This is a genomic window from Pseudomonas sp. HP_01 (assembly GCF_055284355.1).
Map to the genome: position 1 here is coordinate 232,498 of NZ_JBTOPV010000034.1, position 21,732 is coordinate 254,229.

Annotated in this window: 13 protein-coding genes and 2 pseudogenes; 6 read left to right on the forward strand and 9 right to left on the reverse strand. The window is 61.5% G+C overall.

Going from position 1 to position 21,732, the window contains the following annotated elements:
• The first annotated feature begins 34 nt into the window (after positions 1-34).
• From ACYAR8_RS18480 to pgm, 3 genes are all read left to right on the forward strand, one after another.
• Positions 35-1,441 (forward strand): aminotransferase class I/II-fold pyridoxal phosphate-dependent enzyme, encoded by a 1,407-nt coding sequence (locus ACYAR8_RS18480; RefSeq protein WP_463580677.1) that lies wholly within the window; start codon positions 35-37, stop codon positions 1,439-1,441.
• Between the two features lie 732 nt (positions 1,442-2,173).
• Positions 2,174-4,444 (forward strand): ATP-dependent DNA helicase, encoded by a 2,271-nt coding sequence (locus tag ACYAR8_RS18485; protein WP_463580701.1) that lies wholly within the window; start codon positions 2,174-2,176, stop codon positions 4,442-4,444.
• 174 nt (positions 4,445-4,618) lie between these two features.
• Complete coding sequence (gene pgm / locus ACYAR8_RS18490) at positions 4,619-6,262, forward strand: phosphoglucomutase (alpha-D-glucose-1,6-bisphosphate-dependent) (RefSeq protein WP_463580678.1); 1,644 nt, start codon at positions 4,619-4,621, stop codon at positions 6,260-6,262.
• Between the two features lie 941 nt (positions 6,263-7,203).
• On the opposite strand, the gene ACYAR8_RS18495 is transcribed toward pgm, so the two are convergent.
• Positions 7,204-7,899: a pirin family protein gene (locus tag ACYAR8_RS18495; protein WP_108119513.1), complete on the reverse strand. Its 696-nt coding sequence runs from the start codon at positions 7,897-7,899 to the stop codon at positions 7,204-7,206.
• Between the two features lie 373 nt (positions 7,900-8,272).
• On the opposite strand from ACYAR8_RS18495, the gene ACYAR8_RS18500 reads away from it, so the two are divergent.
• The gene (locus tag ACYAR8_RS18500; RefSeq protein ID WP_463580702.1) at positions 8,273-10,714 is read left to right on the forward strand and encodes a UvrD-helicase domain-containing protein; all 2,442 of its coding nucleotides are present in this window, start codon (positions 8,273-8,275) and stop codon (positions 10,712-10,714) included.
• An 18-nt stretch (positions 10,715-10,732) separates the two neighbouring features.
• Here the strand turns inward: ACYAR8_RS18500 and ACYAR8_RS18505 are convergent, their stop codons facing one another.
• A complete protein-coding gene (locus tag ACYAR8_RS18505; protein ID WP_425438869.1) occupies positions 10,733-10,996 on the reverse strand; it encodes a DUF1652 domain-containing protein in 264 nt (87 codons plus the stop codon).
• Positions 10,997-11,420: 424 nt separating this feature from the next.
• Here ACYAR8_RS18505 and ACYAR8_RS18510 point away from each other — a divergent pair.
• Together ACYAR8_RS18510 and ACYAR8_RS18515 are read left to right on the forward strand one after the other, a co-directional pair.
• A pseudogene (locus ACYAR8_RS18510) lies at positions 11,421-12,176 on the forward strand (MCP four helix bundle domain-containing protein); the annotation flags it as partial.
• A gap of 255 nt (positions 12,177-12,431) precedes the next feature.
• Positions 12,432-13,031: pseudogene (locus tag ACYAR8_RS18515) on the forward strand (methyl-accepting chemotaxis protein); the annotation flags it as partial.
• A 345-nt stretch (positions 13,032-13,376) separates the two neighbouring features.
• On the opposite strand, the gene ACYAR8_RS18520 reads toward ACYAR8_RS18515, so the two are convergent.
• From ACYAR8_RS18520 to ACYAR8_RS18550, 7 genes are all read right to left on the reverse strand, one after another.
• Positions 13,377-14,357 carry a 2-hydroxyacid dehydrogenase gene (locus ACYAR8_RS18520; RefSeq protein ID WP_463580679.1) on the reverse strand — a complete coding sequence of 327 codons (981 nt, stop codon included), beginning with the start codon at positions 14,355-14,357 and terminating at the stop codon, positions 13,377-13,379.
• 14 nt (positions 14,358-14,371) lie between these two features.
• Complete coding sequence (locus ACYAR8_RS18525) at positions 14,372-15,688, reverse strand: MFS transporter (RefSeq protein WP_074889408.1); 1,317 nt, start codon at positions 15,686-15,688, stop codon at positions 14,372-14,374.
• A 70-nt stretch (positions 15,689-15,758) separates the two neighbouring features.
• The gene (locus ACYAR8_RS18530) at positions 15,759-16,724 is read right to left on the reverse strand and encodes a sugar kinase (RefSeq protein ID WP_463580680.1); all 966 of its coding nucleotides are present in this window, start codon (positions 16,722-16,724) and stop codon (positions 15,759-15,761) included.
• On the reverse strand, positions 16,717-17,538 hold the full coding sequence (locus ACYAR8_RS18535) for a sugar phosphate isomerase/epimerase family protein (RefSeq protein ID WP_463580681.1): 822 nt from the start codon (positions 17,536-17,538) through the stop codon (positions 16,717-16,719). The genes ACYAR8_RS18530 and ACYAR8_RS18535 overlap by 8 nt, the downstream gene beginning before the upstream one ends.
• A gap of 106 nt (positions 17,539-17,644) precedes the next feature.
• Positions 17,645-18,628 carry a LacI family DNA-binding transcriptional regulator gene (locus tag ACYAR8_RS18540; protein ID WP_108119511.1) on the reverse strand — a complete coding sequence of 328 codons (984 nt, stop codon included), beginning with the start codon at positions 18,626-18,628 and terminating at the stop codon, positions 17,645-17,647.
• A gap of 1,045 nt (positions 18,629-19,673) precedes the next feature.
• Positions 19,674-20,546 carry an ABC transporter permease gene (locus ACYAR8_RS18545; RefSeq protein WP_463580682.1) on the reverse strand — a complete coding sequence of 291 codons (873 nt, stop codon included), beginning with the start codon at positions 20,544-20,546 and terminating at the stop codon, positions 19,674-19,676.
• Positions 20,543-21,529 carry an aliphatic sulfonate ABC transporter substrate-binding protein gene (locus ACYAR8_RS18550; RefSeq protein WP_108119399.1) on the reverse strand — a complete coding sequence of 329 codons (987 nt, stop codon included), beginning with the start codon at positions 21,527-21,529 and terminating at the stop codon, positions 20,543-20,545. The genes ACYAR8_RS18545 and ACYAR8_RS18550 overlap by 4 nt, the downstream gene beginning before the upstream one ends.
• Positions 21,530-21,732: the final 203 nt, after the last annotated feature.

A 21,732-nucleotide genomic window follows, 5' to 3' on the forward strand; every position in this document is an offset into this window, starting at 1 on the left:
TCAAGGTGTTGGAATGTGTCAACGTTTCTCTAAAATGATGCTCTCTTGGATAAACAAGACCGACTTCGCCTACCAGATGGTTTACCGCTACCTGCTCAGGCTGACCAACGAACTGTCGGCCGGGCCGGCTGTGCGCCTGCCTTCGTTGCGGCTGTTGGCGCGACGGCTGCGCGTGTCTATTTCCACGGTGCAGAACGCCTACAGCCTTCTCGAGAAGGAAGGGCGCATTTGCTCCGTGCCCAAATCCGGCTATTTCGCGCTGCCCAACCCCTGCAACGATCTGCCGCTGGAAGGCGGTGACGTGTTCACACGCTTTCATGCCAGCGCCCGGCGCCCTGACATGTTCGTCTTTGGCGCCGACGAGCCAACGCTGCTGGTGTCCCTTCACGGCGCACTGCTGAGCGTTGAGCGCGACCTCATGCGTCATTATCCCTGCCAGCCCGACCCGCGTTTTCAGCCCTTCGGCGATGTCGAATTGCGCACGGCCCTGGCCGGCGACTACACCTCGTCTACCGAGCATTGCTGGCACCCGGACAACGTGTTCATCGGGCCGGACAAGACCGGCGTGCTGAAAACCGTGATCGAAGCGTTGCAACTGCGCGACGGCGCCGTGCTGGTGGAGTCGCCGTGCGGCTGGAGCATCCTGCGCACGCTGCAGACGTACGGGATTCGGGTGATCGAAGTCTGCACCGACGCACAAGGGGGGATTGATGTCGATGAGCTGGGTGCGGTGATTCAGCGGGAAGGCGTGAAGATGGCGATTGTGTCGTCGCAGATGGACCCGGTTCGTGGGCAGGTGATGCCATCCGCCCAGCGTGCGCGGATGGCGGAGGTGCTGAACCTGCACGGGCTGTGGGTGCTGGAGAACGATACCCATGGCGCGTTGTGTTTTGAGGACCACCGTTCGCCGTTTCGGGATTTGATTGATCCGCAGCGGCTGTTGGTGTTGGGTGCGTTTGACAAGATGATCGGGCTGGAGGCGCCGTTCGGGTATCTGTTGAGCCGGCATTCGCGGGCGCTGTTGCATCAGCAGTGGCTGTTGCGCTCGTTTCGTTTGCCGCCGGTTCGGCAGAAGGCGATTGCGCGGTTGTACGCGTCGGGGCAACTGGATCGCCATATGGGTGAGTTGCGTGGTTGTCTTGAGCAGCGGGTCGGTGAGTTGGCGAGCGGGGTGGAGGCGTATCTGGGGGATGAGGTGACGTTTGTGCGTCCTCGGGGTGGGGCGTCGATCTGGCTGGAGAGTGTGCATCGGGTGGATACGGCGCGGGTGTTCAATCGGTTGCTGGAGCAGCGGATCGTGGTGGCGCCGGGGGAGTTGTTCAGTGTGCGGGGGTTGCATCAGCAGTGTTTGCGGATCAGCGGGACGGTGGATTGGGATCAGAATATTGAGTCAATGCTGGTGATTATTCGCAATGCGCTGGTTCAAGAGCGGTTGGGATAGGTCCCTTTAGATCAAGATCAAGATCAAGATCAAGATCAAGATCAAGATCAAGATCAAGATCCTTAAGATCAAGAGCGTCTGCCTGGGGGCAGACTGTTTCGCCTTCGGCGAGTTACTTGGAAAAGTTGAAAGTCGCACCATCCCCAAGTAACCAAGGGTGCTTGCTCTCGGTTGGGTTCCTCCTTCGTCGGAATACCCTCACTCCGACGACGCTCCGTGGGCCCGCGCCGAACGGACATCCATGTCCTGACGGCGCTCTCGCCGCATCCATGCGGCTCGGCCCACTGCGCGTCGTCTACGTTCGGCCTGCACCAAAGTCGCGTTTGGTGTCGTTTGGGCGTTTTGCGTAGGAAGATCAAGATCAAAAGCGCTGCGCAGATCAAGAGCTTCCCGGCTGAAGCCGGTCCCACAGTCGAGGTCGCCGCAACTCTCACTGACTGCACGCGCTGCTTTTTAGTGGGACCGGCTTTAGCCGGGAAGAGGCCAGTTCATGCACTATCAATTTTGATCACCAAAGCTGGCTTATTGATCGTTCCCACGCTCCGCGTGGGAATGCATCCCCTGGCGCTCTGCGCCGAAATCCGTCCGCCAATCCATTTCCGTTTGCCTCGACTGCGTTGAGCTGTTATCTGTACGTCCGTCCAGTGTTCCGATCGACGGCCAGCCTTTTCAGTGACTTCCATTCCCGGCATTTCCCCCGATACCCGCGCAGCTTCCGTCGAGCCTGCGGCGGTGGCGGCTGTCGATCCGGAAACGGGGTATCGGGTGGCGGTGCGGGAGTTGTGCGAGTTCACGGCGAAGGCGGGGGATCTGGATTTGCGGTTTACCCCGTCGCCCACGGCGCAGGAGGGGATTGCCGGGCATCGGACGGTGGCGGCGCGGCGTGGGCCGCAGTATCAGTCCGAGGTGGCGTTGAGCGGGGTGTTTCATGAACTGAGGATTCGGGGCAGGGCGGACGGCTACGATGCTGCGCTGAACCAGCTGGAGGAGATCAAGACCTATCGCGGCGAGTTGAGCAGCCTGCCCGCCAACCACCGACAGCTGCACTGGGCCCAGGCCAAGGTCTATGGCTGGGTGCTTTGCCAGCAGTTGCAGCTGGCCGAGGTCAATCTGGCGCTGGTGTATTTCAACATCATCAGTGAGCAGGAAACCCTCATTCAGCAGCGTTTCACGGCAGCCGAGTTGCAGGCGTTTTTCGAAGTTCAGGCGGGAATCTTTCTGCAGTGGGCGCGGCAGGAATTGGCCCATCGCGACGCCCGCGACCATGGCCTCAGCGCTCTGAAGTTTCCCCACGCCGGTTTTCGTACCGGACAGCGGGCGTTGGCTGAGTCGGTGTACAAGGCGGTCAGCACCGGGCGCTGCTTGATGGCCCAGGCGCCCACTGGCATCGGCAAGACCATCGGCACGGTGTTCCCGATGCTCAAGGCCGCGCCAACGCGCAAGCTGGACAAGGTGTTTTTCCTGACCGCCAAGACCCCGGGGCGCAAGCTGGCGCTGGATGCACTGAGCGTAATCGGGCGAAGTGCGCCGGAGTTGAGCCTGCGCGTGCTGGAAATGGTCGCGCGGGACAAGGCCTGCGAATACCCGGACAAGGCCTGCAACGGGGATTCATGTCCGCTCGCCAGGGGTTTTTATGACCGGCTACCCGCAGCGCGGAGCCAGGCAATGATCAAGCCGTGGCTCGATCAAGCGGGGGTTCGTGAGGTTGCGCTGAGCCATCAGGTCTGTCCGTATTACCTGAGCCAGGAACTGGCGCGCTGGTCGGACGTGGTGATCGCCGACTACAACTACTATTTCGACCTCAGCGGCATGCTGTTCGGGCTCAGTCAGTTCAATCAGTGGCGCGTCGCGGTGCTGGTGGACGAGGCCCACAACATGGTCGAGCGGGCGCGGTCGATGTACAGCGCGACCCTCGATCAACACAGCATGAATCAGGTAAGGCAGAGCGCGCCGGAACCGGTGAAAAAAGCCTTGCAGCGGCTTAACCGCGACTGGAATGCCCTGCACAAGGAGCAAGTCGCGCCTTACCAGGCCTACGCCGCCACACCGGCTAAATTTCTCAATAGCCTCAATTTGTGCATCACGGCGTTCGGCGACTATTTCAACGAGCACCCCCACGCCGCCAACGGCGAGCTGCAAAGCTTCTATTTCGAGGCGATCCAGTTCGGTCGGATTGCCGAGCTGTTCGACGAACACTTCCTGTTCGACATCAGCAAGCGTGAGCTGGGCAGCAAGTCGCTGTCCCGGCTGTGCCTGCGCAACGTCGTGCCGGCGGGTTTCGTGCGTCCCCGTCTGACCGCTGCGATCAGCGCGGTGCTGTTCTCCGCGACCCTCAATCCACGGCATTTCTACCGTGACTTGCTGGGCCTGCCCGACACCACGGCGTGGGTCGACGTCGAGTCGCCGTTCCAGCGCTCGCAGCTGGACGTGGAAATCGTCAGCCGCATTTCCACCCGCTACACCCATCGGCAGGCATCGCTGGCGCCCATCGTCGAGCTGATGGCGCGGCAGTTCGAGGCGCGTCCGGGCAATTATCTGGCGTTTTTCAGCAGCTTCGATTACCTGCAGCAAGTGGCCGAGTTGATGGAGCGCAGCCACCCTGATGTGCCCGTCTGGAAGCAATCCCGGGGCATGGCGGAAACCGAACGTCAGGCCTTTCTCGAACGTTTTACGCCGGCCAGTCAGGGCATCGGTTTTGCGGTGCTGGGCGGGGCGTTCGGCGAGGGCATCGACCTGCCGGGCGCGCGATTGATCGGCGCGTTCATCGCCACTCTGGGTCTGGCGCAGATAAACCCGGTCAACGAGCAACTCAAGCAGCGCATGAGCCTGTTATTCGGCGCCGGTTACGACTACACCTATCTCTACCCCGGCATGCAGAAAGTGGTGCAGGCGGCGGGTCGGGTGATTCGCGGTGTTGAGGATCGCGGCGTAGTCGTGCTGATCGACGATCGTTTCGCCGAGCGCAAGATTCAGCAGCTGTTGCCGGCGTGGTGGCAACTCTGATCAGCGTCTGTTAATTGTCTCAGGACGTTACGGATCAATAGCCGAGCGCCACGGTCCAACTGCCAGTAAACTGCCGCGGCATGGTCATTTCAGGCGGCGTTTCAGGTTGTTTCCCGCCTCGTCGGGACCTTTTCTTCTTGTCATTTCCCTATTTTTCATCCACGGAGGTTTCGCATGAGTATCAGTCCATTCGCGGGCAAACTGGCGCCTGCAGAATTGCTGGTCGATCTTCCTCGTCTGGTGACGGCCTATTACACCGGTCAGCCCGACGCGTCGGTGGCGACCCAGCGTGTTGCCTTCGGTACCTCCGGGCACCGCGGCAGCTCCTTCGAATTGAGCTTCAACGAATGGCACGTGCTGGCCATCAGTCAGGCGATCTGCCTGTACCGCCAGGCCAACGGCATCGACGGCCCGCTGTTCCTCGGTGCCGACACACACGCGCTGTCGACCCCGGCGGCCGCTTCGGCGCTGGAAGTGCTGGCGGCCAACGGCGTCAACGTGATGATTTCCGAGGGTGATGAATACACCCCGACGCCGGCGATTTCCCACGCCATCATCTGCTACAACCGCGGGCGCACGACCGGTCTGGCCGACGGCATCGTCATCACCCCTTCGCACAATCCGCCGGAAAGCGGCGGCTTCAAGTACAACCCGCCCAACGGCGGCCCGGCTGATTCGCACATCACCAAGTGGATCGAGAACAAAGCCAACGAATTGCTGGCCGAGCGCATCGTCAATGTCCAGCGCATCACCTACGAAAAAGCCCTGCGCGCCGACACCACCCATCGCCATGACTACATCAACACGTACGTGGCGGACCTGAAAAACGTCATCGACATGGACGCCATTCGTGGCGCCAACCTGCACCTGGGCGTTGATCCGCTGGGCGGGGCGGGCGTGAATTACTGGTCGGCGATCGGTGAGCACTACGGCCTGAATCTCGAGGTGGTGAACAAATTTGTCGACCCTACCTTCCGCTTCATGAGCGTGGACTGGGACGGCAAGATCCGTATGGACCCGTCGTCCAATTTCGCGATGCAGAGCCTGATCGGTCTGAAAGATCGCTTCCAGGTGGCCTTCGCCTGCGACCCTGACCACGACCGCCACGGCATCGTCACGCCAACCGGTGGCCTGTTGGCGCCGAACAATTACCTGGCGGTATCCATCGATTACCTGTTCCAGAACCGTCCTGAATGGCGCGCTGATGCGGCCGTCGGCAAGACCGTGGTCAGCAGCGGCATGATTGATCGCGTGACCCAGCGTCTGGGCCGCCGTTTGTATGAAGTGCCGGTGGGCTTCAAGTTCTTCGCCGAAGGCTTGTTCGAGGGTTCGCTGGGCTTTGGCGGTGAGGAAAGCGCCGGTGCGTCGTTCCTGCGTCGTGACGGAACGGTCTGGACGACGGATAAGGATGGTCTGATCCCGGCATTGCTGGCCGCAGAGATCCGCGCGCGCAAAGGCCGTGACCCGAGCGAAATGTACAAGGCGTTGACCGATGCGTTGGGCGAGCCGGTCTCGACCCGCGTCGAGGCGAAGGCCAACTTCGAGCAGAAGGCGCTGTTGAGCAAACTGTCGCCGGAGCAGGTGACATCGACGGAGCTGGCGGGGGAGAAGATCGAAAGCATACTGAGCAAGGCGCCGGGCAATGATCAGGCGATTGGTGGCCTGAAGGTCATTACCGAGAACGGCTGGTTCGCCGCGCGGCCGTCGGGGACTGAGGATATTTACAAGATCTATGCCGAGAGCTTCAAGGGCGAGGATCACCTCAAGCGTTTGGTCGAAGAGGCGCAAGTGCTCGTTGACGGCGCGATAGCGCCTTGAAAGTGTGTAGGGGACTAAAGTGTGTAGGGGACTGATTTATTTACAGCGCTCCACCGTAAATTAATCTGTCCCCGGTTAAACCTGCGCTGTGGCGTACGAAGATCAAGAGCGTCTGCCTAAGGGCAGACGTTTCGCCTTCGGCGAGTTACTTGATAAAGCCCCAAGTAACCAAAGGCTTGTGCTCCCGGTTGGGCTCCTCCTTCGTCGGAGTTCCCTCACTCCGACGACGCTACGTGGGCCCGCGCCGAACGGACATCCATGTCCTGGCGGCGCTCTCGCGGCATCCATGCCGCTCGGCCCACTCCGCGTCGTCTGCGTTCGGCCTGCACCCAAGTCGCGATTTGTGGTGTTTGAGCCATCGCGGCAGAAGATCAAGATCAAGATCAAGTGCAGATCAAAGGCTTCCCGGCTGAAGCCGGTCCTACAAGGGCGCGGCGTGTCAGCTTATGGTTTGATCGTTCCCTCGCTCCGCGTGGGGATGCATCCCGTGACGCTCCGCGTCAGTTCTCCAAACTGGACGCGCGTCGTCTGCAGGACGCAGAGCGTCCGGGGCGGCGTTACCACGCGGAGCGTGGGAACGATCAGAAAGAGCGGCGGCGATCTCCACTGTAGGACCGGCTTTAGCCGGGAAGCCCTTGATCTGCTCTTGATCTTTGAACACAAAAATCCCAAACACCGCCTATCGCGACTTTGGTGCAGGCTGAACGGAGGTTTCGCGGAGTGGGCCGAGCGGCATGGCTGCCGCGAGAGCCGCCCCCCGCCATGGATGGCGGATGGCGGCGGGCCCACGGAGCGGGACCGGAGTGAAGGAACCCCGAGGAGCGAGGGGCCAAACCAGGAGCAGGCACTTTTGCTTACTTTTGGTGCTTTTCAAAAGTAAGTCGCCGAAGGCGAAACAGTCTGCCCTTAGGCAGACGCCCTTGATCTTGATCTACCGCTTTTCAAGCCACATCCACGAGGACGATTTCGCTGTCTTCGAGGGCCGTCACCCGCAACACACGCTCATCCTCAACCGCCACACCATCCCGCGCTTCAGCACGAACGCCGTTGACCTCGATAACGCCCGTCGCAGGCACCAGATAAGCCCGGCGGCCCGCATCCAGCACGTATTCAGCCGTCTCACCGGCCTTCAGATTCGCCGCCACCAACCGGGCGTTCGCCCGAATCCGCAGCTCGATATCATCATCCGCCTTGCCGCTTGCCAGCGTCACGAAACCTTCGCGGTCGCCTTTCGGAAACGGCTTGGCGCCCCAGGACGGCGGAGCACCCACCTCGTCCGGCATGATCCAGATCTGGAAAATGCGCGTCTCCTTCGACTCCAGATTGTATTCACTGTGCGCCACACCCGTGCCGGCACTCATCACCTGCACATCGCCGGCTTCGGTACGGCCACGGTTGCCCAGGCTGTCCTCATGAGTGATGGCGCCCTCACGCACATAAGTGATGATCTCCATGTCCCGGTGCGGGTGACGTGGGAAGCCCGTGCCGGCTTCAATCACGTCATCGTTCCACACCCGTAGCTGGCCCCAGTTCATGCGGCTCTCGTCGTAATAACTGGCGAACGAGAAATGGTGATGGGCGTTCAGCCAGCCGTGGTCTGCGCCGCCAAGGGATTTGAAAGGTCGAAGTTGCAGCATGATCACTTCCTCCGTAGCAGGGCCGGGCCTGTGGCAGGGCGCCGCTGGTGATGACTTGTCAGTCGATGGGGCAATGATCTATCAACTAATTATCGATAAAAAGCGTAAGTTCTGCATGAATGCAATCGGTTAATTCGATGTTATTCGGCGTGTGCAGGCGATAAAGAACGTGCCCTTTATCGGCTAACTCCCTGACCGCAAAGCATTTCACTGGAGCTGAACGACGAATGGGGCGACCATAGGCGCCCTGTCGAAAATGTTGATATCCGGAGCCCGCGTGCCGCACGATTTTTCCGCCGAGCTACCCACCGAGCCAAACCCGCTGCCGCCCGACCTGAATACCCCTGAACGCCTGCCGTTCTTCAAACGGCTCATGGCCCGCATGATGGGCGGCGGCTTGTCGCGCATGCAGGCGCAGCATGTGCCGTCTTGGCATCAGGGCCACGCCGACGGTTACCTCAACGGCCATGCCGAAGGCATGAACGAAGGCTACGCCGAGGGGCATCTGGATGGCATTGAAGAAGGCCGTCAGGTCCTGGTGATTCGCGACACCCGGCCCCTTGAGCACCGTGGCCCGAGGGTTGATGACCACCTGTTCGACGACTGGCGCCTGCCGCTGACCAATGAGCTGAAAAAACGCATCAAGGCGGACGTCGCCGAGAAGCTGCCCGCTCACGCGCAACCCACCGCCGTGCAGTGGAAGATGATTTTCAGCGACACACCCTCGACCTATGTCATCGCCGGCGCGGGGGCGGGCAAGTCGACGTCGCTGGTGTTGCGCGTGCTGCTGCTGAACCATTACCTGGGCTTCGAGCTGGACGCCATGACCGTGGTGACCTTTACCCGCGAGTCGCGCAAGGATTTCATCAACAAGCTCATCGAGATCATGGCGCTGTGGGGGCATGAGCTGACCCTGCGTCAGGCCCGCGAGGTGGTGCGCACTTTCCATTCGCGCATCCTGCCGCTGGTGCGCAGCCTCCCGGGTTTCGAGCAGTTGCAGGCGTTCGAGAACCTTAGCAGCCAGTCCGGCCAGCTGTTAGACGACAGCGCCGACAGCAACCCCTTCGACCTGCGCATCAATGACGCCCAGCGCCAACAGTTGAACCTGTGCTACCGGGATTTGTACGCCGCCAATCCTCGTTTTCGTGACGTCATGGCGCCTTTGTACCGGCAGTCCCTGCAACTGAAGGAACTGGACCGCGATCATCCGGACGTGCAGAAGCGCATCACCGTGATGGGCCTGTCGTCCAAGCGCGACGAGGAACTGTGTGACGTCATCGAAGACCTGTGGATTCGCGCCGGCGCGTGGCCGATTCAGGGCGTCGAGCCGATGCGCCAGACCGTCGAAGTCAGCGGCCTGACCTTTCACGTACACGGATATGCCGCCGAGCTGGATGCCTGGATTGTCCTTGGCTTCGACCCGAGCGAAGACCAGCACCTGCGCCGCCCGGACGCCAAGTTGCCGGTGTGGGCCGAGTGGGTGATCAAGCGTACGCTGTTTCAGGCGTTCTGCCGCAAGCCGGTCATCTGGCTGGAAAACTACCAGGCCTCCCGGGGCATGATGCAGTCGTTGTCCGGCGCGGCCGTGGCGGGTCCGGGCTTCGATTACAAAGTCAAAGGCGAGCTCAGCGCGGCGCCGTTGCTCGATTGTTTTGTCGCCGCCGCCAGCTTCATCGAAAACCTCGGACTGGACGTACCGGACGCCGTGGCGCAGATGAGCTTTTCCGATCAGGACCCTGACCGGTTTTTCTTTGAGGCGCTGAGCCTGTTCTGGAAGGCCTTCGAGAATCACTTGCTGGACCAGTCACCGCCGGTGATGACCTATAACCGGATGTTCTCGCTGTTCGGTGAAAACTCGCCGGAGAACCTCAAGCTGGTCAGCGATGCAGGCTTGCGACCGCTGTCGCATTTGATGATTGATGAGTTTCAGGACGTCTCGCCGCAGATCGTGTCGTGGATCCGCGCCAGTCTGCGCGAGATCCGCAGTCGCGGGCCGGCGCTGCATGTCGGGCGCGGCGCGCAGCGTTCATCGCTGTTGTGCGTGGGCGATGACTGGCAATCGATCTACGGCTGGCGCGGCAGTTCGCCGAAATTCTTCATGGAGTTTGCCAAGGAGTTTTCCTCGCCCGCGACCACCAAGGTCATGCTCAGCGACAACTTCCGCAGCCATCAGCACATCATCGACGCCGCCGAACATATCGTGCGCGCTGCGCCGGCGATCAGCGGCAAAAAGGCCCGCGCCAGCGGCGCTGAGCAGGAGCTGGTGCCGGTGACCGTACTGGACCGCGACGATGACCGTTTGCTGGCCAGCCTGACGCAACATTACAACGCCGGCGACTCGGTGCTGCTGCTGTACCGCAAAGGCAGTGAACGCAGCCGCCTGCCGGAAGCCTTGCAGGCCCTCGCCGATGCCGATTACAGGCTGCCGCCCCAGGAGCGACGCCTGAAGCAACTGACCTACCACAGCGCCAAGGGCCTGCAGGCAGACGCGGTGTTTCTGCTCGGTGACTGCCAGCATCTGACGCAGTCGCCGTACAAGAATCAGGTCTATCAGCTGGCGGGTCTGGGTCGGGAAGGGGATCTGGAAGCGTTCGACAACGCGCAGAAGGATGAGGTGTTGCGCCTGGCCTATGTGGCGATCACCCGCGCCGTTCGCCACTGCTACTGGTTCATCGACGCAGCGGGTAACGACGATGCCAATATTCCGCGCGCATCGGCGCGGGTTGCAGGGGACAAGCCGTTTTTCGACGATCGCCGAGGCGCTGCTTCACTCAGCACTTCGTTGAGCACTTCACTCGGCACTTCAGTCGAATAGGGCAGGAAGCTCAGGCGCTCAGGCCCGATTCAGGTACAGGGAGCGCCTGGGAATGAAAGTTTCCACCTCCAGCTCAATGGCCTCAATGATGCGTTCCACGTCTGCCGCATTCATCACGCTGGCGCAGGGGATGGCGGCGATGGCGATCACCGTCTCGCCGCTGGCCCTGTCGAACAGGCGGGCCACCATGCTGCCGGGCGCATCCATGTTGGCTTCGAAGCCCACCGGATGAAAATGCCAGCGCATCAGCTGGCAGGCGTTCGGGAACGTCACTTTATTCATGAGCCCACCTCGTTCAATCGAGCACTTCACAAGCTCCGCAGGGTAGGAAAACGGCAGGTCTGTCCAGGTTTCGGCGGCGATCGACGCATCGCGTGAGGAAGCCTGGCCCGCAGACCACGAGTCAGGTAAAGGTAGCACCGAGTCCTGGCAGTGTCGGTAAATAAATCCTCGCCCATAAAAAATTTCATCTTTAGTTGATCCTGGTCATAAATCGCTTATATCCAGGTGCATGTTTAAACATAGGCTGAATCGTTATAGCTATCTAAAAGCTCTTGTATGAAGTAAGAGAGCATAAATAAATCTCTATAAACGTTTAGTGCGCTCGCATGAAAGTTAAGGTGTTGCCGATAACAGGACGAGTGGCAATAAAAAGACGCCACGCAGTATCAGCCTTCCAGAGAGATCATCCATGTCGATAAGAAACATGAACATTGCGCCTCGCGCATTCCTGGGATTCGCTTTCATTGCCGCGCTGGTCATTGGCTTGAGCGTGTTCTCCATCCACCGAATGGCGCAGATCCGCCAGGCCACCATCGACATGGAGTCCAACCAGCTGCCAAGCATTGGCTACCTGAGCGGGATGCTGGAGAACAGCCTTCGCTTGCGCATCACCTCATTCCGCACACTGGTTAACCGTGAGCCCGCCTCCCTGCGAGAGGTCGAAGGCCGTATTGCCGAATTGATCGGCAAGTTGCAGGCCGCCAAAAAAGCCTATGCCGCGCTGCCGGCCGAGGTTGAGGAGCTGACGGTGTATAACCAGTTTGAAGCGACGCTGGCAACGTTCCTCGACATTCAGGCCAACGTGTTGGACTTGTCGCGTCAAGATAAGGTTGAAGACATGCGCGCCTTGATCAATACCCGCATGAAAGAAGCCACTGATCTCATGGGTGTGCAGATCAACCAGTTGATCGCCCTGAACACCAAAAGCGCCAATGAAGCGGGGGAGATCTCCAGAGCTGAATATGAAAGCGCCAACCTGAGCATGATTGCTGTTTCAGGGGTTGCCGTCCTGCTGACTATCATGCTGGCGTGGTTGCTCACCCGAAGTATTGTTAACCCGATGACCCGGGCGGTTCGCGCCGCGGAAGGGATTGCCTCGGGCGACCTGACCCGTCCCATCGACGTCGACGGCAAGGACGAAGCAACCCAGCTGTTGCGCGCCCTGGCGACGATGCAACGCAATCTGCGCCAGACCATCGAGCTGATTGCCGGCTCGTCCACGCAACTGGCGTCGGCGGCCGAAGAACTGAGCGCGGTGACGGAAGAGTCCTCCCGCGGTTTGCAGCAGCAGAACAACGAGATCGAGCAGGCGGCCACGGCGGTCAACGAGATGACGGCGGCGGTCGAGGAAGTCGCGCGCAACGCGGTGTCGACGTCCGAGGCGTCACAGCAGTCCAATCAGGCTGCGCGTGAGGGCCGTGATCGGGTGATCGAGACGGTGAAGTCTATTCAGGACATGACCCGGCAGATCCAGACCACTTCCGGATTGGTCGAAGGTCTGGCGGCCCAGGGCCGTGATATCGGCAAGGTGCTGGACGTGATTCGATCGATTGCCGAGCAGACCAATCTGTTGGCGCTCAACGCCGCCATCGAGGCCGCGCGGGCGGGGGAGGCGGGTCGCGGGTTTGCCGTCGTCGCCGATGAAGTCCGGGCACTGGCCCACCGCACCGCAGAATCGACCAAGGAAATCGAACAGATGGTCGCGGGGATTCAGACCCGTACCGGCGACGCCGTGCAATCGATGTCGCGCAACACCGACAGCACCCGCACCACGTTGAGTCTGGCCGGTTCGGCGGGTGATGCTCTGGAGGTGATCACCGTAGCCATTGCGCAGATCAACGAGCGCAACCTGGTGATCGCCAGTGCATCGGAGGAGCAGGCGCAGGTGTCGAGGGAAGTGGACCGCAATCTGGTCAACATCCGCGACCTTGCCGCGCAAACGGCGGCGGGCGCCCACCAGACCAGCGCAGCCAGCCATGAGCTGTCGCGGCTGGCGGTTGATCTGAAAGCGATGGTGGCGCGGTTTGTGGTTTAACGCAGACGGTGCGCGCCGGGATTTTGTGTGCGCCGACGATTGCGTGGGTTGCCGAGATCCATGGCAGGAGCACGCTTGCCCGCGAATGGGATCTGCCAGCGCCAGCCATTTAGCCTGACCCATCGCATTCGTCCGATCGCGGCCCGCAGCAAGCCGGCTTCGGGTGGGATCTTCGGCTCACCCTTTCACTGCGTCGAACGCTCCTGTAGGAGCAATCGGAGGTTACGACGGTCGCGAAGGCGGCGGATCTGTGACATCGGCGTTGTTTGACCCAATGCTTTCGCGGGCAAGCGCGCTCCTACAGTTTTGTGCCCATGTTCGAGCCGTCTCCTACCGTCTGGATCTTCAACCGCGCCACGCAGCGGGGTTGACCAGATCCTTCGGTCGCTCGCCCGCCAGGGCCGCCAGAAGGTTGTCCACGGCACAGCGGGCCATGGCCTCACGGGTTTCGTGGGTTGCCGAGCCCATGTGCGGGGTTGCCACGACGTTGTCCATCTTCAACAGCGGCGAACCCGGGCTAACCGGCTCCTGTTCGAAGACATCCAGACCCGCCGCGCGGATCTGGCCCTTCTGCAGCGCGGCAATCAGCGCCTGTTCGTCCACCACCTTGCCCCGGGCGATGTTGATGAAGATCGTCTCCGGGCGCATCTGCGCGAACTGCTCGGCACCGATCATCCCCTCGGTTTCAGCGGTCAGCGGCACGGTCAGGCAGACGAAATCAGCCTCGCGCAACAAGTCTTCCAGGCTGCGATAGCGGGCATCAAACCGCGCTTCCACCGCCGGCTTCGCTGAGTGGCTGTGATAGATCACCGGCATCCCGAACCCGAAATGACCCCGCTGCGCGACGGCTTCGCCAATCCGGCCCATGCCGATGATGCCCAGCGTCTTGCCATGCACGTCGGAACCAAAATGCGGCGGCCCGATGTTCTGTTTCCACTGGCCATCGCGAACCATATTCGCCAGTTCCACCACGCGGCGGGCCGTGGCCATGATCAGTGCAAAGCCCGTGTCGGCGGTGGTTTCGGTGAGCACATCCGGGGTGTTGGTAAGCAGAATGCCGCGCCGCGTCAAATAGGCGATGTCGTAGTTATCGACCCCCACCGAAACGCTGGACACCGCTTTCAGCTTCGGCGCCAGGTCCAGCAGTTCGGCGTCCAGTTTCACGCTCGCGCCGAGCAAGGCATCGGCGTGGGGCAGGGCGTCGCGAAGGCGGGCCAGGCCTGCGCTGGATTTCGGATCATCGATCAGCGTGACCTCGGCTTGGGCTTGGAGGCGCTGCATCAACGGCGCCGATAGTTTCTTGTAGAGCACAACATGGTGAGTCATCGAAAGGCTCCGGATCAGGAATGGGCAGGCGCAGGACCAACGCCGGGTTTGTCACTCAGAGGCCGGGCCTTGCTGTCCGGCTTGAGCAGCAGCGTCAGCACCACCGACACCAGCAGCGCGCCGCTCATGAACAGGTACGACGCGCTCAACGTCCCGGTGACACCGTTGAGGTAGCCGACGAGGTAGGAACCGGCGAACGAACCCAGCGCGCCGAGGCTGTTGATCAATGCCATGGCGCCACCCGCGACGTTGGCCGGGAGGATTTCCGGGACGATGGCGAAGAACGGACCATAGGGCGCGTACATGCAGGCGCCGGCAATGACCAGCAGCGAGTAGGACCACCAGAAATGCTCGGTGCCCAAGGCGTACGAGCCGTAGAACGCGACGGCAGCCAGCAGCAGCGGCGGCCAGACAAAGGCTTTGCGCTTCTGGGTTTTATCCGACGCCCACGACACCAGGACCATGCCGATCACCGCCGCAAGGTACGGCAGGGCCGAGAGCCAGCCCGCTTCGACCATGTCCATCTGCATGCCTTTCTTGATGATGGTCGGCAGCCACAGCACAAAGCCGTACACGCCGATGCTCCAGCAGAAATACTGCGCGGCCAGCAGCAGGACCCGCGGGGAGCGGAAGGCTTCGGCGTAGTTTTTTACCGGCTTGATGCCGACCTGTTCGGCGTCGAGGCGCGCTTGCAGTTCGGTCTTCTCTTCAGCCGTCAGCCATTTGGCCTGGGCTGGACGCTCGTCCACCAGACGCCACCAGATAAATGCCCAGATCACCGCCGGCAGGCCCTCTACGATGAACATCCAGCGCCAGCTGAAGTGCGCCACCAGATAGCCGGACACCACCGACATCCACAGCATCGTCACCGGGTTTCCGAGGATCAACACGGTGTTGGCGCGCGAGCGTTCGGCCTTGGTGAACCAGTAGCAGAGGTACACCAGCATCGCCGGCATCACGGCCGCTTCGACCACGCCAAGCATGAACCGGATGCCGATCAGCATGTAGGCGTTGGAGACGATGCCGGTCAGTGTGGCCAGGCCGCCCCACAGAATCAGGCTGACGAAGATGAGTTTTTTGACGCTCTTCTTCTGCGCATAGATCGCGCCAGGCACTTGGAAGAAGAAGTAACCGAGAAAGAACAGCGCCCCCAGCAGGGACGACATGCCCGGCGTGATATTCAGGTCTTCGGCCATCCCCGAGGCAGCGGCGAAGCCGTAGTTGGCGCGGTCCAGGTACGCCAGGCTGTAGGTGATGAAGACGATGGGCATGATCAATAGCCAGCGACGTTTAAGGCCGGCGTGTTTCACGGATTCGAGCAGCTTGTCCATTTCAGGCTCCCTGAGCATGTTGTTTTTGTCGCAGCAGGTGATGGAGGTTCGGTGTGTATAAAAGTGAGGTTCAGGCGCTCTGTCGTCGCGTGCCTGCCGAGACGTTGGCCGCATCGAGGGCGGCGCGGCAGGGCAGGCCTTCCATGTCGCCACGGCTTTGCACGGCCTGGCTGCCGACCCAGTTGCCGCGGGCAGTGGCCTGTTCGAACCCGAGGTTTTCCAGCAGCGCGCTGATCACGCCGACCGCAAAGCCGTCGCCTGCGCCCACGGTGTCGACCACCTTGGTCACCGGCACACCGGGCAAGAACGCTTCATTAAGCTGGGTGCGGTAATACGCGCCCTTGGCGCCGAGTTTGATGATCACCGCCTCGACGCCCATGTCCAGGTAGAAACGGGCGATGTCCGCCGGGGTGTCGAAGCCGGTGAGCAGTTCACCCTCGGCCAGCCCCGGCATGACCCAGTGGGCGTGGCTGGCAAGGTGGTTCACTTCGCGGATCATCGTCGCCTGGCTCGACCACAGCGAAGGCCGCAGGTTGGGGTCGAACGACACGCTGCGACCGGCCTCGCGCATTTGCGTCATCAGCACGTGGGAAAGCTCCCGGCAGGTGTCGGACAGCGCCGCAGGAATGCCGGTGGCGTGCAGATGCCGGGCCTTGAGCAGCTCGGGAACGATGTCGTTGACCGACAGGTGACTCGCCGCCGAGCCGCGACGGAAGTACTCGACCACAGGGTCCGCGCCTTCCAGCTCCAGGGACTTGAACTGAAAACCGGTAGGGTGCGAGGCGTCCACGGTGATGTGAGCGCAGTCGACGCCTTCCTGTTGCAGGCTGTCGGTGACGAAGCGGCCCATGGAGTCGTTGCCGACCCGGCTCAGCCACGCGACCTTGAAGCCCAGCCGCGACAGACCAATCGCCACGTTGCTGTCGGCGCCGGCGATGCGTTTCTCGAAGTGGCGAACCTGGGCCAGGTCACCTGTTTGCTCGGCCACCAGCATAGTCATGGTTTCGCCGAAGGAGAGAATATCGATCTCAGACATGGCTCAGCGCCTCCGTTTCCGTCGCGTTGGATTGAGTGGATCGCGACTGGCCGAGGCGGGCGAGCAGGGCAACCTGTTCGCGGGTCACCTGCAGCAGATCATCGCCTTGCAGCGGGTATTCAACGGCGCGGGGCAGGTTCACCGGCATGTGATGGATGAGCTGCTCCCACTGTTGCAGGTCGGCCGGCGCTGGCGGCACGGCGATGAGTTTGCCTGCGGCATTGACCCTGATCGCCTTGCAGTGCAGGTACTCGACGTATCGGCCCAACTGCTGCGCGGCGTCGCGGGCGGACTGTTCCTGCCAGCGCCAGTTGCCGATGTCGAAGGTCATGCCGATGGGCATTTGCAGTGCGTTGATCTGCGCGAAGAACTCCACGAAGGGCTCGATGCGGCCACCCTGTTCGGTCTGATCGTTTTCCACCAGCAAGTGAACGTCGTAAGGCGCAAGACGATCGGCCAGCGCGGCGACGTTGCAGTGCTCGCCAAAATGTCCCAGCGATACTTTGAGCCAGAACGCACCGCACGCGGTGGCGCGCTCAAGGGTCGGTCGAAGTTCAGGGTTCGGCTGCGTGTCGCCTTCGAGCCACAACTCAAGGGGCGCCGAGTACAGGCATTCCAGGCCCTGAGCCGCAATGGCACGGGCGAGGGCAGGGTAGTCTTGATCGTGGAAGCTGGGGCTGAACAGCTCTTCCCGCAGCTCGATGCGCTTGACGCCAGCATTGGCCAGCAGCGGGATGAAACTGGCCTGGCCTTGCCCACGTACATGATCGGCACCGTAGGCGCCCAGGCTGATGGCAACGGATGGTAGGGTCATTATTATTGTCCTCTGAAACCGGTTACATTTTTGTTCGAACGAGCGAATCGAGTAATAGTTCGCGTCGGGGCGCAAGGGTTGACCTGCGGTATCTGTCAGGGGGATGTCAGGTCTGTCGTCGGGTCGAGCCGCGGGCGATCAGTTGCGCGGGGAAGTCATATAGCCGCACTGGCTCCTGATCCCCGCGCAGTCGGTTGAGCAGGCACTCGAAGGCGGTGATCCCCATTTCGTGGGTGGGCTGCGCGAGGGAGGTGATGCCGCTGCCGACCAGCGGGTACCAGTCCAGCTCGTCGAGGGCGATCAGGCCGATATCGTCGAACAGGTGGCAGCCCAGCTCATGCAGTTGACGGGTGGTGATCAGGGTGGCGACGCCATTGGCGGTGAACAGTGCTTTGGGGCCGGGGCCTTGCTGAGCGAGGAAGTCACGCAACCGGTCGCGCAGTGGTTCGCCGGTTTCGCAGACCTGGCCACGCATGCCGGCGCGCTGGGTGATCTGTTGTTTGAAGGCGTCGACCCGCTCAATCCGCGAGCTGGTGCCGTCCTGGGGTTCGGTGACCATGAGCACGTCGCGGTAACCGGCGTCCTGCAGATGATCCAGCGCCTGCCGGACGGCCGCGACGTTGTCGAGGCCGACGAGGTCGCTGCGCAGTTCATCGACCTTGCGGTCCACCAGCACCATTGGCAGTTCGCTGTGCAGTTCGCGCAGTTCGTCGAGGTGATGGCCGAGGGTGTTCACGATCAGGCCTTCGATGTTGTACGAGCGCAGGGCCGCGAGGTGCAGGCGTTCCTGTTCGTCGTCGCGGTCGGTGTTGCACACGACGAGGCTGTAGCCGTGCTTGCGGCAGGCGGTTTCGACGCCGTGCATGACGGCGATGGAGTAGGGGTTGCGGATGTCGGCGACGAGCATGCCGATCAGGCGGGTGCGGCCGCGTTTGAGGCCGCGGGCCATTTGGTTGGGGCGGTAGCCGAGGGTGTCGATGGCCTGTTCGATGCGTTTGGCGATGGCTTCGGACAGCAGTTGGCGGTCATCGCCGATGAAGCGCGAGACGCTTGCCTTTGAGACGCCGGCGAGGTCGGCGACGTCGTTCATGGTGACGCGGGTGCGCGTCGGGGTGGAGATGCTGTTCACGGCCTGGACCTTATTGGATTTATCAGCAGGCTTATGGGGAGAGCTCTTTGGCTCTGAAACCGGTTTCAGGAGACACCAGATTGGTGCCTTGCGTCAACATCGCGTTTAGAGCATCTGCCTAACGGCAGATATTTCGCCTGCGGCGTTTTTTAGATCAAGGGCGTCGGCCTAACGGCCTCGGGTTTCGCCTTCGGCGAGTTACTTGGAAAAGCACCCCAAGTAACCAAGGGTGCCTGCTCTCGGTTGGGCCCGACTTCGTCGGGTTCCTTCACTCCGGTCTCGCTCCGTGGGCCCGCGCCGAACGGACATCCATGTCCTGACGGCGCTCTCGCCGCATCCATGCGGCTCGGCCCACGGAGCGAGACCTGCGCTCAGCCTGCACCCAAGTCGCGATTGGCGGTGTCTGGGCATTTTGTGTACGAAGATCAAAAGCACATCAAAAGCACATCAAAAGCAGATCAAGGGCTTCCCGGCTGAAGCCGGTCCTACAGTCGAGGTCGCCGCCACTATTTCTGATTGTTCCCACGCTCCGCGTGGTAACGCCGCCCCGAACGCTCCGCGTCTCGAATACAGCGCGCATTCAGGCCTGGGTGACGTGACGCGGAGCGTCCTGGGATGCATACCCACGCGGAGCGTGGGCACGATCATCACGCGAGAGCATGCGGTCCAATCGTAGGACCGGCTTTAGCCGGGAAGCCTTTGATCTTGATCTTCAACCGAGATAGTTCAGACACCGCACAACGCGACTTTGGTGCAGGCTGAACGGAGGTCTCGTGGAGTGGGCCGAGCCGCATGGATGCGGCGAGAGCTGCCCCCCGCCATGGATGGCGGATGGCAGCGGGCCCACGGAGCGGGACCGGAGTGAAGGAACCCTGAGGAACGAAGGGCCCAACCGAGAGCAGGCACCCTTGGTTACTTGGGGTGCTTTTCCAAGTAACTCGCCGAAGGCGAAACCGAGGCCGTTAGGCCGACGATTTTGATTTTGATTTTGATCTTGATCTTGATCTCAGCCTGTAAAAGCATCCCGCCAGGCCAAACACCGCCGTTCGAGCATCGCCAAGACCCCATCGGTCAACTTGCCCAACACCGCCAACACAATGATCGCCGTCAGCACAATATCGGGCCGCGACGTCTCGCGCCCATCACTCAGCAAATACCCCAGCCCCTTCGTCGCGGCGATCAACTCTGCCGCCACCAGAAACATCCACGCCAGACTCAATCCCGATCGCAAGCCCGTGAAGATGCCGGGCAAGGCGGCGGGCCAAAAGACATGCACAACCATCTGCCACCGACTGAAGCGATACATCTGGCCCACCTCCACCAGCTTGCGGTCGATGTTGCGGATGGCCGCGACGCCGTTCAGGTACACCGGAAAAAACGCCCCGATGGCAATCAGCACAATCTTGGAAGTCTCACCAATCCCCAGCCACAGCAACAACAGCGGCACCCAGGCCAGGCTCGGGATTGAACGCAGGCCGGCGAACGTCGGCTCCAGATACGCTTCCGCCTCGCGGCTGAGCCCGACCCAGGCCGCAAACACCAGCGCCAGCCCCGCGCCGATCAAGAACCCCGACAGCACCCGTGTCAAACTGGCGCCGATGTGTTTCCACAGGGCGCCGTCTGCCAGATCAGTCAGGGTCGTCGCGATCTGGCTGGGCGCCGGCATCTGGTAGGACTGCACCCAGCCCACGCGTACGGCGATTTCCAGCAAGAGCAAAATGGCCACCGGCACGGCAAGGCCCTTCAAGCGGCTCCGCCAATTCCCACGTGCTCGCCGCAAAAACGGTTGCGTGTCAGATGCCTCGTCCTTCAACACCTGCGCCCTGACGCTGCCACTGCTAACCTCGCCACTGGCTTCGCTGCCCCGCGCTTTGCTCATGGCTTGGCGACGACCGCGTTGCCGAAGCTCGGGTCGATCAACTGATCGATGATCTGGTCGACGTTCGTCCCTTTGCGCACCAGCTCTTCGGAAACCAGAATCGGCGCGGCGGCCTTCGACGCGGTGATGTCTTTGTCGGTCAGCAGAGGGCTGCCGAGGTCAGTGCGGGTCAGCTGCAATTTGGCGACATCCAGCGGCAGGCCTGACTCGGTGGCGAGCAATTGCGCCAGCTCGTCCGGATTTTTCAGCGACCACTCCCGGGCTTTTTCGTACGCGCCTAGGACGGTTTTGATCGCTTCCGGGTGCTCCTTCGCATAAAGCTCGGTCACGCTGACGACGCCAAAGCTGTTGAAGTCCTTGTTGCGATACAACAAGCGCGAGCCGGCCTGAATTTCGCTCGCCGCCATGTGCGGATCGAGCCCGGCCCAAGCGTCGACGTCGCCTTTTTCCAACGCAATACGGCCGTCCGGGTGTTGCAGATGCAGCAGCTCGACGTCGTCCTTGGTCAGCTTCGCCTGCTGCAAGGCTCGCAGGGTAAACAGGTAAGGGTCGGTGCCTTTGGTGGCGGCGATTTTCTTGCCCTTGAGGTCGGCAACGCTCTGCAGCGTCGAGCCCTTGCGCACCACCAGCGCTGTCCATTCGGCGCGGCTGTAGACGTAGACCGATTTGATCGGGCTGCCATTGGATCGCGCCAGCACCGCGGAGAGACTGGCGGAGGACGCGAAGTCGACGCCGCCGCTGTTGAGGTATTCCAGCGAGCGGTTACTGCCCTGGCTGAACACCCAGCTGACTTTGCTGTTTGGCAGGGCTTTTTCGAGCCAGCCGAAGTGCTTGAGCACCAGACTGACCGGCGAGTAATAGGCGTAATCCAGGTGCACCTCGGCCGGTGGCGCTTCGGCAGCATGAGCCAGCGGCTGTAACGTCAGTGCAAGTGCACCGGCGAGTAGTTTGAAGGAAGTCGGCAGACGGAAAAATGCGGTCATGGGTAAGTGTCCAATCAAGGGCGTGGAAGCTGCACACGGCTGCTTATGACGAAATCAGCAGTCGGAGCGAATCGGTCTGCTTGATTGGAATATTGCAGGCTTTGTGCCATGGCCTTTGGGCCGGTAGGGAGCCGGATTTACGGGCCTTCATGGCTTTTGATGCTGTGCATGACACAGCAGTCTGTTGATCCGATGTTGCTGGC

Bases quoted from the DNA above. Each gene is read 5' to 3' on its own strand.
- ACYAR8_RS18530 (WP_463580680.1), bottom strand. From the start codon at position 16,724: ATGTCTGAGATCGATATTCTCTCCTTCGGCGAAACCATGACTATGCTG.
- ACYAR8_RS18545 (WP_463580682.1), bottom strand. From the start codon at position 20,546: ATGAGCAAAGCGCGGGGCAGCGAAGCCAGTGGCGAGGTTAGCAGTGGC.
- ACYAR8_RS18505 (WP_425438869.1), bottom strand. From the start codon at position 10,996: ATGAATAAAGTGACGTTCCCGAACGCCTGCCAGCTGATGCGCTGGCAT.
- ACYAR8_RS18550 (WP_108119399.1), bottom strand. From the start codon at position 21,529: ATGACCGCATTTTTCCGTCTGCCGACTTCCTTCAAACTACTCGCCGGT.
- ACYAR8_RS18495 (WP_108119513.1), bottom strand. From the start codon at position 7,899: ATGCTGCAACTTCGACCTTTCAAATCCCTTGGCGGCGCAGACCACGGC.
- ACYAR8_RS18480 (WP_463580677.1), top strand. From the start codon at position 35: ATGATGCTCTCTTGGATAAACAAGACCGACTTCGCCTACCAGATGGTT.
- ACYAR8_RS18520 (WP_463580679.1), bottom strand. From the start codon at position 14,357: ATGACTCACCATGTTGTGCTCTACAAGAAACTATCGGCGCCGTTGATG.
- ACYAR8_RS18540 (WP_108119511.1), bottom strand. From the start codon at position 18,628: ATGAACGACGTCGCCGACCTCGCCGGCGTCTCAAAGGCAAGCGTCTCG.
- ACYAR8_RS18535 (WP_463580681.1), bottom strand. From the start codon at position 17,538: ATGACCCTACCATCCGTTGCCATCAGCCTGGGCGCCTACGGTGCCGAT.
- ACYAR8_RS18500 (WP_463580702.1), top strand. From the start codon at position 8,273: ATGGCCCGCATGATGGGCGGCGGCTTGTCGCGCATGCAGGCGCAGCAT.
- ACYAR8_RS18525 (WP_074889408.1), bottom strand. From the start codon at position 15,688: ATGGACAAGCTGCTCGAATCCGTGAAACACGCCGGCCTTAAACGTCGC.
- pgm (WP_463580678.1), top strand. From the start codon at position 4,619: ATGAGTATCAGTCCATTCGCGGGCAAACTGGCGCCTGCAGAATTGCTG.